This window comes from Stenotrophomonas sp. PvP093 (assembly GCF_017876915.1).
Classification (GTDB): domain Bacteria; phylum Pseudomonadota; class Gammaproteobacteria; order Xanthomonadales; family Xanthomonadaceae; genus Stenotrophomonas; species Stenotrophomonas muris.
Genome location: NZ_JAGIOX010000004.1, coordinates 413479 through 430149 on the forward strand (window position 1 = coordinate 413479; position 16671 = coordinate 430149).

Below are 16671 nucleotides of genomic sequence, written 5' to 3' on the forward strand. Positions count from 1 at the left end.
GTCAGGTCAGGCTGGTCACCGCTTCATTGGCCGCTGCCCGCACCTTCGGCAGCATCCGCAGTACCAGCGCCATCTGCGTGCGGATCAGCTGCAGTTTCGGCGGCATCGCCTCGTCGATCTGCTCCAGCTCGGCGGCCACCGCGCGGTCGGCGTCGTTGTCATCGTCGGCGACCGGTTGCCGTGCGGTCAGCGCCGAGGCCAGTTGCTGCAGTGCCTTGCGCACGCGCTCGCCGGCCGCCAATGCCAGCGGGTCGCCCGCATAGCTGTCCACCTGGTCGCGATGCGCGCCCAGCGCCGACAGGTGTCCCAGCAGTGTGTTGGACAGCGCCAGGAAGCGGAAGCCGGCATCCAGATTGCGGCGCACATGGCCGGGCTCACGCAGCATGTTCGACAGTGCGGTGGACAGCGCGGCATCGGCATTGTGCATGTCGCGCCGCGCGATGCGGTAGGCCAGGTCGTCGCGCATGCCGCTGCGGTACTGGCCCAGCACCGAATCCAGGTAGCGAGCCGCAGTGTCCAGCACGCGTGCCAGGACGAGATGCAGCTGCCGGCCCTGCCAGTCGGGCAGGACCAGGAACGCGGCCGCCGCTGCGATCGCGCAACCCAGCACCGTATCGACCATGCGCGGCACGATCAGCACGAAGCCGTCGCCGATCAGGTTGAAGCAGGTCAGTGCCATCACCGTGATCGCCGCCGACGCCACCAGGTAGCGGTCGGTGCGGGTGAAGAAGAACAGAAGTGCAGAGAGCAAGGCGATCAGCAGCTGCACGTGCAGCTGCGGGAACAGCTGCAGCAGCGCCCAGGTCAGCACCAGTCCGGCCAGGGTACCGACGATGCGCTGGGCCAGGCGTTGGCGGGTGGCGCCGAAGTTGGGCCGGCACACGAACACGATGGTCAGCAGTACCCACGAACCGTTCTGCGCATTGAACAGGCGGATCGCTGCAAAGCCGGCAATCAGCGCCAGCGCCATGCGCAGCCCATGCCGGAACAGCACCGAGCCGGGCGTAAGCTGCTGGCGGATGCGCACGCCCATCTCGCGCAGGGTGTGCGGGTTGCTGTCGCGCAGGCGGGTATCGACGTTGTCCAGGCTGGCTTCGGAGCGCTCGGCATCCAGCAGGCGCCGTTCGATGCTGCGCAGGTTGTGCACCAGCAGGTCCAGCGAGCCCAGCAGGCGCTGCCATTGCGGCCGCTGCTGGTCGCGCAGGTAGGCCAGCGCATCGGCCAGGTCGCGCCCGGCCTGCTGGTTGCCTTCGCCGTACACGAACGGACGGCGCAGCCGGATTGCCTCGCCCAGGCGGGCACAGGCCTGTCCCTGCAGGTCAAGCAGGCGCTGGCAGCGGTACAGCACGTCGCTGTGGAAGAACGCGTCCACCAGCGCGCCGTACGGGTAATGCGAGGAACTGGCGCGCTCGTGGAAATCCTGCGCCATGTAGTACAGGCGCAGGTAAAGGCCGGAGTTCACGCCGGGTCGGCCGGAGCGGCCGAAGCGGGCCAGGATCGCGGTCTTGGCCTCGTTCAGCGCGCCGACCACGCGGCGGTTCTGTTCGGCCAGGTCGAGCTGGCGACGTTGCAGGTCGGCTTCGCGCACCGGCTCGAACAGCGCGGCCTTCAGCTGCAGGTAGCGGCCCAGCTCAACGTACAGTCGCGCCACCCGCTCGCGGACCGGCCGGTTGGCGAACAGCGCGGTCCACAGGATCGACAGCAGGCCGTACCAGACCGCACCGGCCAGCAGGTGGCTGACCGCTTCCAGCGCACTGTGCAGGTCGCTGGCACCGTGCTGTTCCAGGCCGATCATGGTGTAGATCGCCAGCGTCACCGTGGCCTGGGCAATGGACGCATAGCGCTCGCCGAGCGCGCCGAGCAGGGTCAGGCCGAAGGTGGACAGCGCCAGCGCGCCGATGAAGATCCACGGCCACGGGAACAGCCAGATGACCGATGCTGCGGCAATGCAGAAGCACAGCAGCGACAGCGCCACCGCCTTGGTCCGGCCCCACCAGTTGTCATCGGTTTCGGCGATGGCACTGGCGATGATGCCGAGGAACACGCCGGGCAAGGCGGTCAGCGCATCCAGCTGCCAGCACACCGCCAGCGCCGCGGTCAGGGCGATGAACACCCGCAGGCCGTAACTGGCCTTCTCGTGGGCCCACAGGCGGCTGAGGCGGGATTGTCGGGCGGACATGCAGGCTCGGCGGAAGGGTCTCCGACCATTATTGCGGGTGTGGGGTGAAGGGGACAGCCCGCGCAGGAATCCGGTAGTGCCGGCCGCTGGCCGGCAGATTTGCGGTACGGAGAAAGCCGGCCAGCGGCCAGCTCTACCCATAGATCCACGCCGCGCGTGGATGGGCCCTTCTACGCCCGCTGCGCGCGCTTGAGCAGCTTGGCTTCGCGCCTGCGTGCGCGGCGTGCGCGCCAACGCTCGGCCAGGCACGAGAAGATCACGTACAGCGCAGGCGTGCTGAGAAGGGTCAGGCTCTGCGAGAACAGCAGGCCGCCGATCATCGCGATGCCCAGCGGGCGGCGCAGCTCGGACCCTTCACCCAGGCCGATCGCCAGCGGCACGGCGGCCAGGATCGCGACCATCGTGGTCATCATGATCGGGCGGAAGCGCACGATGCTGGCCTCGCGTGCGGCGTCGCGCGGCGCCAGCCCATGCTCACGCTGCGCCACCAGGGCGAAGTCGATCATCATGATCGCGTTCTTCTTGACGATGCCGATCAGCAGAACCAGCGCGATCATCGAGATCACCGACAGTTCGGTGTTGGTGCCGAACAACGCCAGCAGCGCACCGACGCCCGCCGCCGGCAGCGTGGACAGGATGGTGACCGGGTGGATCAGGCTCTCGTAGAGCATGCCCAGCACCAGGTAGACGGTCAGGATCGCGGCAAACACCAGGATCAGCATGTCGCTGGGATCTGAATTGAAGCCGAAGCCCGCATCGTCGGCCAGGCGGATGTCGCCAGGCATGCGCATGCCGGCGACGGTGGCATCGATGATCGCCTTGGCCTCACCCATGCTCACGTTCGGAGCCAGGTTGTAGCTGAGGTCCATCGTCGTGTACTGGTTCTCGTGGGTGATCTGCGAGGGGGCCAGGCCGGGCATCTGCGTGGCCACCGCGGTGATCGGCACCATGTCGCCGTTGCGCGCACGCACGTACACCTCATCCAGCGCCGCCGGGGTGGCGGTCTGCGAGGGCAGGGCGTTGACCACCACGCTGTACTGGTTGATGTCCGAATAGATGGTGGAGATCTGGCGCTGGCCGAACGCACCGTACAGCGCGCCGTCGATGGCGCCGACCGTGATGCCCAGGCGCGCGGCCTTGGCGCGGTCGATCTGGATGTTCTGGCGCAGTCCGGCATTGTCCACGTCGGTGCCGACGTCACGCAGCTTCGGGTTCTTCTTCAGTTCCGCCTGCAGCTTGGGCAGCCATTCCTGCAAAGCAGCCAGGTCGTTGCCCTGCAGGGAAATGCGGTACTGCGCGCCCTGGCTGGAACCGCCGCCATCGTTGCTGGGCAGGTCCTGGATCGCGCGCAGGCGCAACTGCAGGTCGGGGTAGCGATCGGCCTTGGCACTGAGTCGCGCCAACGCATGTGCGGTGGTTTCGCGGCGACCGTCGCTGCGTGACTTCAGCTCGATGTTGAACTGTGCACTGGAGCCCTGACGGCCGCTGCCGAGGCGCACACCCACGGTTTTCACTGCCGGGTCGGCCATCAGCATGTCGGTGATGCGACGCTGGCGGGCGACCATGTCCTCGAAGGAGACGGTGGCGCTGGAATTGGCGCGGCCCCAGATCAGGCCGGTGTCCTGCGGCGGGAACGCGCCCTTCTTCACCGCCCCGAACAGGAAGATGGTGACGCCGATCAGGATCAGCGGCGTCAGCGACAGCAGCAGCGCGTGGCGCAGCGAGAAGTCCAGGAACACGGTGTAGATGCGCAGCATGCGCTCGTGGCCGGCATCCAGCCAGCGTCCGAAGCGCGACGGCGGCGCGCTGTGGTCATGGGCGCGGAGGAAGCGGCTGCACAGCGCCGGGGTCAACGTCAGCGAGACGATCATCGAGACCACGATGGCCGCCACCAGGGTGACGGTGAACTCGCGGAAGAACGCGCCCATCATGCCGCTGGCGAACAGCAGCGGGATGAACACCGCGACCAGGGAGGCGGTGATCGAGACGATGGTGAAGCCGATCTCGCGCGCGCCGGTCAGCGCCGCCTGCATGCGCGGCATGCCCTCATCGAGGTGGCGCATGATGTTCTCGATCACCACGATCGCATCGTCCACGACGAAGCCGATCGCGATCACCAGCGCCAGCAGGCTCAGGTTGTTCAGGGTGAAGCCCATCACGTACATCACCAGCGCGGCACCGGCCAGCGACAGCGGTACGGTCACTGCGGCGATCAGCGTCGGTGCCAGCCGGCGCAGGAACAGCGCCATGGTCAGCACCACCATCGCCAGGCTGATCAGCAACGTGATCTGCACTTCATGCAGCGACGAGCGGATGGTCGGCGTACGGTCGAAGTACGGCGTCATCGTGGTGCCTGGCTGCAGGTAGTCGCGCAGGGTCGGGATCTGCGCCTTGACCCGGTCCACGGTCTCCACGATGTTGGCGCCGGCACGGGTGAACACGTACATCACCACCGCCGGTTTGTGGTCGAACCACGCGGCCTGGTAGGCATCCTGCTGGCCGTCGTAGACGTTGGCGATGTCCTTCAGGCGGATCACCCGGCCATCGCCCTGGGTCTTGACCACCAGGTCGGCGAAGTCGGCCGCACGCGCCACCGAATCGTTGGCGATGATCGCGGTGGTGGTGTTGCCGTCGCTGAGGAAGCCGGTGGGCGAGGTCACGTTGGCCGCGCGCACCGCATTGCGCAGGTCATCGGCGGTCAGGCCCAGCGCGTTCATCAGGCGCAGGTTGACGTCCACGCGCACCGCTGGCGTCGACGCGCCGGCGATGTCGACCGAGGCGACGCCACTGATCTGGCGGATGCGCTGCGCCAGCAGCGAATCGGCGACGTTGTACAGCTCATCGGCCGACTGCGTCTGCGAGGTCAACGCGATGGCGATGACCGGGTCGTCGTTCGGGTTCGCCTTCTGGTACATCGGCGAGCCCATGCCCGAGGGCAGGTCGGCCTGCGCCGAGTTGATCGCGGTCTGTACGTCCAGCGCGGCCGAATCGATGTTGTGGCCGCTCTGGAAGATCATGAACACCAGCGAGCTGCCTTCCGAGCTCGACGAGCGCATGCGGTCGATGCCCGGCAGCTGGCCGAGATGGCGTTCCAGCGGCGCGGTAACCGTGGAGGCCATGGTCGCCGCATCGGCGCCGGACTGGCTGGCATGCACGAAGATCACCGGGATCTCGATGTTCGGCAGTGCCGATACGCCCAGGCGCAGGTAGCAGATCAGGCCGACCATGAACAGGCCGATGGCCAGCAGCGCGGTGCCGATCGGGCGGCGGATGAAGGGGCCGGACAGGTTCATCGCGCGGCCCCCCGCAGCAGCGGGGCGTGGATCATGCCTGCGGCTCCTGCAGCGACCCGTCGCGCAACGCACGCTGCTCGCGGCGGCGGGCAAGCCACTCGGAGAAGCGCTCCATGTACAGGTAGATCACCGGCGTGGTGTACAGCGTGACCAGCTGCGATAGCAGCAGGCCGCCGACGATGGCGATGCCCAGCGGGCGGCGCAGCTCCGAGCCGATCCCGGTGCCCAGGGCCAGCGGCAGCGCGCCCAGCATGGCCGCGGCGGTGGTCATCATGATCGGGCGGAAGCGCAGCAGGCAGGCACGGCGGATTGCTTCGTGCGCGTTGGTACCGGCGCGGCGGGCCTCGATCGCGAAGTCCACCATCATGATGCCGTTCTTCTTGACGATGCCGATCAGCAGCACGATGCCGACGATGCCATCCACCGACAGGCTCAGGCCGCACAGCATCAGCGCCAGCAGCGCGCCGACACCGGCCGGCGGCAGCGTGGAGATGATCGTGATCGGGTGGATGTAGCTCTCGTAGAGCACGCCCAGCACGATGTAGATCACCACCAGCGAGGCCAGCAGCAGCCACACCACGTCCGTCTGGCTGCCAGTGAACTCGGCGGCCTTGCCGATGAACTCGGCATGCAGGTGGGTGGGCATGTCCAGGCTGTCCTTGGTCTCCTGGATTGCACGCACCGCTTCGGACAGCGAATAGCCCGGCGCCACGTTGAACGAGACCGTTACCGCCGGCAGCTGCTGCTGGTGGCTGACCACCAGCGGCGCGCTGCTGACCTTGCCTTCGGCCAGCGCCGACAGCGGGATGATGTTGCCGGCGCCGACGGTGATGCCGGTGTTCTGCGCGCCGATGCCGGTGGCGGTCGACGAGTTCGACGAGGTGACCTGGCCGAAGCTGGTGGCATTGGTGCCGGTCAGCGCGCCGGCGCCGTTGGAGGCCACCGCCAGCTGCTCCATCAACGCGGTGCTGGTGCGGAACTCCGGCGCCACTTCCAGCACCACGCGATACTGGTTGAGCTCGGTGAAGATGGTGGAGATCTGGCGCTGGCCGAACGCATCGTAGAGCGTGTCGTCGATGGTCTGCATCGGCACGCCCAGCACGCTGGCCTTGTCGCGGTCGATGTTCAGCTCCAGGGCGCGGCCCTGGTTGGACAGGTTGTTGTCCACGTCAGCCAGTTCCGGGCGCTTGCGCAGCGCTTCGGTCAGGCGCGTGGCCTGGGTCGCCACCGTTGCCGAATCGACGTCCGACAGCGAGTACTGGTACTCGGTGGCGGCCACGCGGGTATCCAGGGTCACGTCCTGCACCGGCTTCAGGTACAGCGCCACGCCCGGGATTCCGGCCACCGCCTTCTGCAGGCGCGGCAGGATCTGCTCCAGGCCATCGCGCTGGCTGCGCTCCTTCAGCACGATCGACAGCTGGCCCTGGTTGAGCGTGGGGTTCATGCTGCCGGCACCAATGAACGCCGATACGCCGGTCACATCCGGATCGTGGCGCAGTGCTTCGGCGACCTGCCGGGTGCGCTGTTCCATCTGCGGGAAGGCGATGTTCTGGTCGGCCTGCACCACGCCGGTGATCAGGCCGGTGTCCTGTTCGGGCAGCAGGCCCTTGGGAATCAGCACGTACAGCAGCACGGTCAGCACCAGTGCACCACCGGCCACGGCCAGGGTCAGGCGCTGGTGGCCCAGCACCCAGTCCAGGCTGTGCTCGTACAGCCCGACGGTGCGCGTCCACAGGTTCTGCTTGCCGGCCGCTGCCGCGCGCTCATGCGCGTCCTCGCCCTCGGGCAGGGCGTCGGGTTTGAGCAGGTAGGCACACATCATCGGGGTGAGCGTCAGCGAGATCAGCATCGACAGCACCACCGCGATGCTCAGCACCCAGGCGAACTCGTGGAACAGGCGGCCGGTGACGCCGGGCATCAGCAGCAGCGGCAGGAACACCGCTACCAGCGAGACGGTCAGCGACAGCACGGTGAAGCCGATCTGGCGCGCGCCGATCTCGGCCGCTTCCTTGCCACTCTTGCCCTGCTCGATGTAGCGCACGATGTTCTCGATCATCACGATCGCATCGTCGACCACGAAACCGGTAGCCACCACCAGCGCCATCAGCGAGAGGTTGTCCAGCGACATGCCGGCGAACGCCATCACCGCGAAGGTGCCGGCCAGCGACAATGGCACCGCCACCGAGGGAATGATCGTGGCCCACAACCGGCGCAGGAACACGAAGATCACCGCCACCACCAGGCCGATGGTGAGGATCAGGGTGAACTGCACTTCATGCACCGAGGCGCGGATGGTCTCGGTACGGTCGTTGAAGATCTCCAGGTGCACGTCGGCCGGCAGCACGCCCTGCAGCTGCGGCAGGATCGCGCGGATGCGCTCGACGGTCTGCACGATGTTGGCACCAGGCTGGCGCCGGACTTCCAGCAGCACCGCCGGCTTTCCATCGGCCCAGGCGGCCAGCTGGTCGTTCTCCACGCCATCGATCACCTCGGCCACGTCCGACAGCCGCACCGGGCGGCCGTTCTTGTAGCTGATGATGGTGTCGCGGTACTCGGCGGCGCTGGCCAGCTGGTCGTTGGTGCCGATGCTGTAGGACTGCGTCTTGCCGTTCAACGAGCCCTTGGGCGCATTGACGTTGGCCTGGGTCAGTGCGCTGCGCAGCTGCTCCAGGGTCAGGCCCATGTTCGACAACTGCGCCGGATTGACCTGGATGCGCACGGCAGGGCGCACGTTGCCGGCGATCGACACCAGTCCCACGCCCTGCACCTGCGACAGGCGCTGGGCCAGGATCGAGTCGGCGTAATTGTTGACGTCGCGCAGCGGGCGCGTGTCGGAGGTCAGCTTCAGGGTGACGATGGCCGCGTCGGCCGGATTCACCCGGTTGTAGACCGGCTGGTAGGGAAGCGACGAGGGCAGGGTGGCCTGGCGGATCGCCGCCTGCACGTCCTGCGCGGCGATGTCGATGTCGCGGTCCATCGAGAACTGCAGGATGATCGTCGACAACCCGGCCGACGAGTCGGAGGTCATCAGCTCCAACCCGGAAATCTGCCCGAACTGGCGCTCCAGCGGGGTAGTGACCAGCGAAGCCATGGTGGTGGCGTTGGCACCGGGGTACTGGGTGGTGACCACCAGGCTGGGCGCATCGATTTCCGGCAGCGCCGACACCGGCAGCTTGCGGTAACCGAGGATGCCCAGCAGCAACAGGCCCGCCATCAACAGCGAGGTGGCGATCGGGCGGCGGATGAAGATCGTCGAAAAGCCCACGGACTGATCCTTGCTGGCACTTCAATGTCGGCGCCGGCGGGTATGCCGGCGCGAGGGAGATCAGTGGCCTGCGCTCAGCGCGGGCCACCACCGCGACGGCCACCGCCGCCTGCGTTCTTCTGCTCGGCCGCCTTCAGTTCGGCCTCGGTCGGTGCGGCCGGGGTCTCCCCCGGCTTCAGCGCGGTGACCTTGCTGCCCGGCTTCAAGCGGAACTGGCCTTCACTGACCACCCGCTCGCCGCCCTTCAGGCCTTCGGCGATCTGCACCTGGCTGTCGCCCACTTCCACGCCGCTGCGCACGGTCTGCATCTTTACCGTGTTGTCGCCCTGCACGATGTAGACGTACTCGCCATCCGGGCCACGCAGCACCGCCTGGGTGGGGATGACCACACCACCGGCGATCGTGCGCAGCTGCATGCGCACGTTGACGAACTGGCCCGGCCACAGGCCGTTGTCGGTGTTGTCGAAAATCGCGCGCGCCTTGAACGTGCCGCTGTCGGCACTGATCAGGTTGTCGACCACGTCGAGCTTGCCGTCGCCGGACAACACATGCGAATCGGCACGGTCCAGCGCGGCCACCGGCACCGTGCCGGCGGCCTGCGCCTGGCGCACGTCGCCGAGCTGGCGCTCGGGCAGGTTGAACAGCACGTGGATCGGATGGATCTGGGTCAGCGTGACCAGCGCGGTGCCGGCGTTGACCACGTTGCCCGCGTCGACCGCGCGGATGCCGGCGATGCCGGAGATCGGTGCGGTGACCTTGGTGTACTGCAGCTGCACCTGCGCCGAACGCATGCTGGCCTCGTTGGCGGCCACGGCGCTTTCGTACTGTGCCACTTGGTTTCGCTGTGTATCCAGATCGGTCTTGGCGACGTACTGGCGATACTCAGGCGCGTTCGAGCGCTGGAAGTTGGAGCGCGCAGTGGCCAGCAGGGCTTCGTTCTGGCGCTTGGCTGCGGCGGCCTGGTCATAGCTGGCCTGGGCCGTGCGCGGATCGATCACCGCCAGCACGTCACCCTGCTTCACTTCCTGGCCTTCGCGGAAATTCAGGCTCATCAGCTGGCCGCCGACCTGCGGGCTGACGGTAACGGTGTTCATCGCAGTCACCGTGCCCAGCGCGCTGGCATACACCGGCACGTCCTGGCGCGTGGCCTCCACCACGGTCACCGGTACTGGACCGGCATTCGGATCCTCGCCGCCCTGGCGCGCCCCCGCAGCTGCACCACCGGCCTTGTCCTTGCCCCCGCCCATGACGCGCAGGCCGACCACGGCCAGCACCAGCACTGCCACGACCAGCAGCACGATCTTCCAAACACGTGACATTACGAGGACTCCGAGAGGGCTGGACCAGGCGGGACGCCGGGGCAATGCGCAAAGCATACCTGTGCCACATCACGTTTCCTGCATGACGGATGGGACGGGCGCTAAGACCGGATCGAGCGCCGGAGGTTCCCGTGGCGGCGGTGTTGCCCTACATTCAGCTGGAACCCTTCTGCTGTGGAGATTGCGATGCGCCGTTCGCTGCTGCTGTCCGCCCTGCTGCTGGCCCTGCCGGCCCTTGCCCACGCCCAGGACGGGCAGCGCCCGGAAGTGACCGCCGCCGCGCAGCGGCTGCAGGCCAAGGTGGTCGAATGGCGCCGCGATTTCCACCAGCATCCGGAGTTGTCCAACCGCGAGGCGCGCACCTCGGCCGAGGTCGCCAAGCGCCTGCGTGCGATGGGCCTGAAGCCGAAGACCGGCATCGCCCACCACGGCGTGGTTGCGATCATCGAGGGCGGCAAGCCGGGGCCGAAGATCGCCCTGCGCGCCGACATGGACGCGCTGCCGGTGACCGAGCGGACCGGCCTGCCGTTCGCCTCCAAGGCCACTGACCAGTACCGCGGGCAGACCGTGGGCGTGATGCATGCCTGTGGCCATGACGCGCACACCGCGACCCTGCTCGGCGTGGCCGAAGCACTGGTGTCGATGAAGAAGGACCTGCCGGGCCAGGTGATGCTGATCTTCCAGCCGGCCGAGGAGGGCGCACCGCCGCCGGAAGAGGGTGGTGCGGCACTCATGCTGAAGGAAGGCCTGTTCGCCGATTTCAAGCCGGAAGCGGTGTTCGGCCTGCATGTGTTCTCCAGCGTGCAGGTGGGTCAGATCGCGGTGCGCGGTGGCCCGTTGATGGCGGCCTCGGACCGGTTCGGGATCAAGGTGATCGGCCGCCAGACGCATGGTTCGGCGCCGTGGAACGGGGTTGATCCGATCGTCGCCACCGCCGACCTGGTGGGCACCGCGCAGACCATCGTCAGCCGCCGCGCCAACCTGTCCAAGCAGCCGGCAGTGCTGACCTTCGGCGCGATCAACGGCGGCATCCGCTACAACATCATTCCCGATGAAGTGGAGATGGTCGGCACCATCCGCACCTTCGACGAAGGCATGCGCCAGCAGATCTTCGCCGACCTGCGCAACGTGGCCGAGCACACCGCCGCCGCGCATGGTGCCAAGGCGGTAACCGAGATCTACGAAGCCGACGGCAACCCGGCCACGGTGAACAACCCGGCATTGACCGCGAAGATGCTGCCGAGCCTGCAGGCGGTGGTGGGCAAGGACAACGTATACGAGCCACCGCTGCAGATGGGTGCGGAAGATTTCTCGCTGTACGCCAAGGAAGTGCCGGGCATGTTCTTCTTCGTCGGCTCCACCAGCGCGGGCATCGATCCGGCAACGGCGCCGGCCAACCATTCGCCGAAGTTCCTGCTGGATGAGAAGGCGCTGGATGTCGGGTTCCGCGCGCTGCTGCAGGTGAGCCTGGATTACCTGCACGGTGCCGGCACCCCGGCGGAGTGAGGGTTTCCGCAGGGCTTGCAGCCCTGCACCCGCTTGGATCAACGGCAACGTCAACGTCAACAGCGGGCATTCCGTGGGATGGCGGGGTGGGTCCGGTTGAGGGGGACGCCGTAAACCCGTCCCTGGGGGCTTGGCCGCGGCATCCATGCCGCGGACACCCCCTCAACCGGACCCACCCCGCCTTCGACAGTTTCCCGCGGCTGTTGGTGCCCGCTGTTGTTGGTGGGTGCCGACCGTTGGTCGGCACGGCGGACGTCATGAACGTCTGAAGGATCGGATTCTGATTTTGATTTTCCTGATCTTTCCCGTGGTGGATCGGCGACAGAAATGTGTCGGAGGGCCGGGCGGGTGGGATGGGCGGGGTATCCGCGCCATGGATGGCGCGGCTAAGCCCCCAGGGATGGGTTCACGGCGTCCCCGCCCATCCCGCCCGCCTGGCCCACACCCCGGAACCCAGGCTTTCGACGACCCACCAACCCCACCACGGAGGGGCTCCGCCGTTGGCCAGCCCGGCCGAAGGCCCGCCGTCCGCGCGATACAATGGCGCCCATGAACACCCCACAGGATTCCAGCCTCGGTCGCGAGGTCAGTTACCCGTCGCAGTACGATCCCGGCCTGCTGTTCCCCATCCCCCGCATCGGCGCCCGCGCCGAGATCGGCCTCGATGACGCCGCGCTGCCGTTCGTCGGCCACGACCGCTGGCATGCCTTCGAGCTGAGCTGGCTCGACGCGCGTGGCAAGCCGCAGGTCGCCGTCGCCACCGTGCAGGTGCCGTGCACCTCGCCGCGGTTGATCGAATCGAAGTCGTTCAAGCTGTACCTGAACTCCCTCAACAGCACCCGTATCGACAGCGCCGAGGCACTTCGTGGGCGCCTGGTGGCTGACCTGTCGGCCTGCGCCTGTGCGCCGGTGGAGGTCGAGTTCGGCCTGCCGGGCCTGCGCGAGACGCCACTCGGTGAATCCATCGACGGCCTGGATGTGGAGATCGACTGCTACGGCCCGCCGCAGGCAGACTTCCTCGCCGCTGATGCCGGCGAGGTGGTGGAGGAAACCCTGGTCTCGGCGCTGCTGAAGTCCAACTGCCCGGTTACCGGCCAGCCGGACTGGGCCACGGTCAGCCTGCGCTACCGCGGGCCGAAGATCGACCGCGCCGGCCTGCTGCGTTACCTGGTCAGCTACCGCGAGCACGCCGAGTTCCACGAGCAGTGTGTTGAACGGATCTTCAGCGAGGTGTCTGCGCGCTGCCAGCCGCAGTGGCTGGAAGTGGAGGCCCGCTACACCCGTCGTGGCGGCCTGGACATCAACCCCTGGCGGGCCAGCCCGGGCATCGCCGCCCCGGCCGCGACCTACCGCGAACTGCGGCAGTAACCGCCACAGGCGGTTGCCCGTTGCGCCGGGCCATGCCCGGCGAGCACCGGCCATCGGCCGGCACTACCATGATTCGCAGGTGGTTACGGGTAGAGCCGGCCGCTGGCAGGCAATCGGCCAAGGCCGGATCCCCCTGGCACAGCCGGCCAGCGGCCGGCACTACCGGGCGTCCATTCCCCCGATTGTTCAGCCGCCCCGGGGGGCGGCTTCACATCTGCACCATCCCCATTTAACAACCTCCATGGCACCGTGCGAATCACGTAGTCATGCAGACGGGAGTTGTGGATGAGTACCGAGAAGAAAGCCGATTTCTCCGGCGTCAGTGGCAGTGTCGACAGTACCGCCGAGCAGGTGCCGAAGGCGGACTTCTCCGGCGTCAGCGCTTCGGTGGACAGCACCGCAGACGTTGTCAGCGGCGGCACCTATACCGTGCAGAAGGGTGACTCGCTGTCGAAGATCGCCAAGCAGCATCTGGGCGACGCCAATGCCTGGAAAAAGATCTTCGAAGCCAACCGCGATGTGCTTGATGACCCGGACAAGATCTTCCCGGGCCAGACCCTGAAACTGCCGCCGAAGTAAGCCGGCCATCGAACGCCGTCCGACAATCCCTGGGAGGAACCCCGAATGATCAAGACCACCCCGCTACAGACCGCCCTGATCGCCGCCCTGCTGGGCAGCGTTGCCCTGGTCGGTTGCAAGAAGAAGGAAGAGTCGACCGACAGCAACGCCGCTCCGGCAGCGACCGCCCCGGCCGAACCCGCAGCTCCCGCGCCGATGACCGGCGCACCGCCGCCGATGGCCGAAGCCGCTGCGGTCAACGTCTCGTCGGTCACCGTCGGCAAGACCGCCGCCGCCGACAAGTCGGTTGCGACGACGGCTTTGTTCGCACCGAAGGATGACATCATCGTCTCGGTCAAGACCGACGGCGCTGCCAACAACGTCACCGTTGGCGCCAAGCTGACCTATCAGGACGGCCAGGTAGCCGGCGAACAGAACGCCACCCTGAACACCAGTGGTGCGGAAACCACCAACGTCACGTTCAAGAATGCAAAGGGCTGGCCGGCCGGCAAGTACCGCGCCGAGGTCACCGTCGATGGCAAGGCGGCCGGAACGCCGCAGGAGTTCGAGGTCAAGTAAGTCCTGCCGACTCTCTCCCGGCAGGGCTCACGATGGACGCAGCCGCGAGGCTGCGTCCTTTTTTGTTGGGCGATGGCTGGCTTCATCCACGCATGGCGTGGATCTGCTGATGCTGTGGGGGGCTTCATCCTGGCGCGGATGGATCACAGCGTTGCCGCCGTGCAGTACCGCCGCGTATGGCACAGCTTTGCCCCGCGCGGCTGAAAACGCGACAATGCAGGGGTTTCCCCGCCGCGCGCCCACCCTGACGGCGACGGGGGAAAGCGTGGGGCCCGGCCCCGCGCGCGACACGGTTGCACGTGGCCCGGCGCTGGCGCCGGCCTTCCCCTGAGCACTGCTACAGAGTCCAAGTCCCCCATGTCCAAGATCCTCTACACGCTGACCGACGAAGCACCGTTCCTGGCCACCCAGTCGCTGCTGCCGATCGTCGGCGCCTACACCGCCACCGCAGGCATCGTGGTGGAAACCCGTGACATCTCGCTGTCCGGCCGCATCCTGTCGCTGTTCCCTGAACTGCTCGGCGACGCGCAGAAGGTCAGCGACGACCTGGCCGAGCTGGGCCAGCTGGCGACCACCCCGGACGCCAACATCATCAAGCTGCCGAACATCTCCGCCTCGGTGCCGCAGCTGAAGGCGGCCATCAAGGAACTGCAGGACCAGGGCTATCCGCTGCCGGATTACCCGGAAACCCCGGCCGACGACCAGCAGCGCGACTACAAGGCGCGCTACGACAAGGTCAAGGGCAGTGCGGTGAACCCGGTGCTGCGCGAAGGCAACTCCGACCGCCGTGCACCGCTGTCGGTGAAGAACTACGCGCGCAAGCATCCGCACCGCATGGGCGCCTGGGCGTCGGATTCGAAGTCGCACGTCGCGCACATGGCCGCCGGTGACTTCTACGGCAGCGAGAAGTCGGCCACCCTGGCCAACGCCGGTTCGCTGAAGATCACCTTCCACGGCAAGGACGGCAGCGCCGTGGTGCTGAAGGAAAAGACCGCAGTGAAGGCGGGCGAGATCGTCGATGCCGCCGTCATGAGCCGCAAGGCACTGGCCGCGTTCATCGGCGAGCAGATTGCCGATGCCAAGGCCCAGGGCGTGCTGTTCTCGCTGCACCTGAAGGCGACCATGATGAAGGTCTCCGACCCGATCATGTTCGGCGTGGCGGTGAACGAGTTCTACAAGGACGTACTGACCAAGCACGCCGACGTGCTGAAGCAGGCCGGTTTCGATGCCAACAACGGCATTGGTGACCTGGCTGCGCGCCTGCCGTCGCTGCCTGAAGCCACCCGCGCCGCGATCGAGGCCGACCTGGCCGCCGAGTACGCGCAGCGCCCGGGCGTGGCCATGGTCAATTCGGACAAGGGCATCACCAACCTGCACGTGCCGAGCGACGTGATCGTCGACGCCTCGATGCCGGCGATGATCCGCGACTCGGGCAAGATGTGGAATGCCGATGGCAAGCTGCAGGACACCAAGGCGGTCATTCCGGACCGCTGCTACGCCGGCGTGTACCAGGCCGTCATCGACGACTGCAAGGCGCACGGTGCCTTCGACCCGGCCACCATGGGCTCGGTGCCGAACGTCGGCCTGATGGCGCAGAAGGCCGAGGAGTACGGCTCGCACGACAAGACCTTCCAGATCGCCGCCGATGGCGTGGTCAAGGTCACCGATGATGCCGGCGCCGTGGTGTTCGAGCACGCCGTGGAAGCCGGTGACATCTGGCGCATGTGCCAGACCAAGGACGCGCCGATCCAGGACTGGGTCAAGCTGGCCGTCGAGCGCGCACGCCTGAGCAGCACCCCGGCCGTGTTCTGGCTGGACGCCGCCCGCGCCCACGACGCGCAGGTCATCGCCAAGGTCGAGCAGTACCTGAAGGACCACGACACCACCGGCCTGGACATCCGCATCCTGCCGCCGGTGGAAGCCACCGCGTTCTCGCTGGACCGCATCCGCAAGGGCGAGGACACCATCTCGGTGACCGGCAACGTGCTGCGTGACTACCTGACCGACCTGTTCCCGATCATGGAACTGGGCACCAGCGCCAAGATGCTGTCGATCGTGCCGCTGATGGCCGGTGGCGGCCTGTTCGAGACCGGTGCCGGTGGATCGGCCCCGAAGCACGTGCAGCAGTTCGTTGAAGAGGACTACCTGCGTTGGGATTCGCTGGGTGAGTTCCTGGCCTTGGCCGCGTCGCTGGAACACCTGGGCAACCGCTACGACAACGCCGCTGCCCGTGTGCTGGCCAAGGCGCTGGACGAAGCCAACGGCCAGTTCCTGGACAACGACAAGTCGCCATCGCGCAAGCTGGGTGGCATCGACAACCGTGGCAGCCACTTCTACATCGCGCTGTACTGGGCCCAGGCCCTGGCCGCGCAGGACGAGGACGCCGCCCTGAAGGCGCGCTTCGCCCCGCTGGCCAAGACGCTGACCGACAACGAGCAGAAGATCGTCGAAGAGCTGATCGCAGTGCAGGGCAAGGCCGTGGACATCGGTGGCTACTACCGCCCGGACGTGGCCAAGGCCAGCAAGGCGATGCGCCCGAGCGCGACCTTCAACGCCGCGCTGGAGCAGCTGCGCGGCTGATCCACTGCCGTTCGGCCGTGACAC

General features: G+C 67.3%; 9 protein-coding genes. 5 read left to right on the forward strand and 4 right to left on the reverse strand.

Going from position 1 to position 16671, the window contains the following annotated elements; genetic code table 11:
- Nucleotide 1: 1 nt before the first annotated feature.
- The 4 genes from yccS to J3A72_RS04655 all read right to left on the reverse strand — a co-directional run bounded on the left by yccS (nt 2) and on the right by J3A72_RS04655 (nt 10056).
- The gene (yccS, locus tag J3A72_RS04640; protein ID WP_014648650.1) at nt 2-2179 is read right to left on the reverse strand and encodes a YccS family putative transporter; all 2178 of its coding nucleotides are present in this window, start codon (nt 2177-2179) and stop codon (nt 2-4) included.
- Between the two features lie 170 nt (nt 2180-2349).
- Nucleotides 2350-5472, reverse strand: a complete 3123-nt coding sequence (locus tag J3A72_RS04645) for an efflux RND transporter permease subunit (protein ID WP_075075634.1) — start codon at nt 5470-5472, stop codon at nt 2350-2352.
- Between the two features lie 31 nt (nt 5473-5503).
- Nucleotides 5504-8737, reverse strand: a complete 3234-nt coding sequence (locus J3A72_RS04650; RefSeq protein ID WP_209571970.1) for an efflux RND transporter permease subunit — start codon at nt 8735-8737, stop codon at nt 5504-5506.
- 74 nt (nt 8738-8811) lie between these two features.
- Nucleotides 8812-10056, reverse strand: coding sequence for an efflux RND transporter periplasmic adaptor subunit (locus tag J3A72_RS04655; protein WP_014648647.1), 1245 nt, complete (start codon nt 10054-10056; stop codon nt 8812-8814).
- A 186-nt stretch (nt 10057-10242) separates the two neighbouring features.
- On the opposite strand from J3A72_RS04655, the gene J3A72_RS04660 reads away from it, so the two are divergent.
- From J3A72_RS04660 to J3A72_RS04680, 5 genes are all read left to right on the forward strand, one after another.
- Nucleotides 10243-11562, forward strand: coding sequence for a M20 family metallopeptidase (locus J3A72_RS04660; protein ID WP_209571972.1), 1320 nt, complete (start codon nt 10243-10245; stop codon nt 11560-11562).
- A gap of 549 nt (nt 11563-12111) precedes the next feature.
- Complete coding sequence (gene queF / locus J3A72_RS04665; protein ID WP_075075709.1) at nt 12112-12930, forward strand: NADPH-dependent 7-cyano-7-deazaguanine reductase QueF; 819 nt, start codon at nt 12112-12114, stop codon at nt 12928-12930.
- A 285-nt stretch (nt 12931-13215) separates the two neighbouring features.
- Nucleotides 13216-13509 carry a LysM peptidoglycan-binding domain-containing protein gene (locus J3A72_RS04670; protein ID WP_005419771.1) on the forward strand — a complete coding sequence of 98 codons (294 nt, stop codon included), beginning with the start codon at nt 13216-13218 and terminating at the stop codon, nt 13507-13509.
- A 45-nt stretch (nt 13510-13554) separates the two neighbouring features.
- A complete protein-coding gene (locus J3A72_RS04675) occupies nt 13555-14067 on the forward strand; it encodes a hypothetical protein (protein WP_014648644.1) in 513 nt (170 codons plus the stop codon).
- A 357-nt stretch (nt 14068-14424) separates the two neighbouring features.
- Nucleotides 14425-16647, forward strand: coding sequence for an NADP-dependent isocitrate dehydrogenase (locus J3A72_RS04680; RefSeq protein ID WP_075076479.1), 2223 nt, complete (start codon nt 14425-14427; stop codon nt 16645-16647).
- The last annotated feature ends 24 nt before the right edge of the window (nt 16648-16671 follow it).

Excerpts from the sequence above, each read along its gene's own strand:
- J3A72_RS04645 (WP_075075634.1), bottom strand. The coding sequence starts at position 5,472 with ATGAACCTGTCCGGCCCCTTCATCCGCCGCCCGATCGGCACCGCGCTG.
- J3A72_RS04680 (WP_075076479.1), top strand. The coding sequence starts at position 14,425 with ATGTCCAAGATCCTCTACACGCTGACCGACGAAGCACCGTTCCTGGCC.
- J3A72_RS04660 (WP_209571972.1), top strand. The coding sequence starts at position 10,243 with ATGCGCCGTTCGCTGCTGCTGTCCGCCCTGCTGCTGGCCCTGCCGGCC.
- J3A72_RS04675 (WP_014648644.1), top strand. The coding sequence starts at position 13,555 with ATGATCAAGACCACCCCGCTACAGACCGCCCTGATCGCCGCCCTGCTG.
- yccS (WP_014648650.1), bottom strand. The coding sequence starts at position 2,179 with ATGTCCGCCCGACAATCCCGCCTCAGCCGCCTGTGGGCCCACGAGAAG.
- J3A72_RS04655 (WP_014648647.1), bottom strand. The coding sequence starts at position 10,056 with ATGTCACGTGTTTGGAAGATCGTGCTGCTGGTCGTGGCAGTGCTGGTG.
- queF (WP_075075709.1), top strand. The coding sequence starts at position 12,112 with ATGAACACCCCACAGGATTCCAGCCTCGGTCGCGAGGTCAGTTACCCG.
- J3A72_RS04670 (WP_005419771.1), top strand. The coding sequence starts at position 13,216 with ATGAGTACCGAGAAGAAAGCCGATTTCTCCGGCGTCAGTGGCAGTGTC.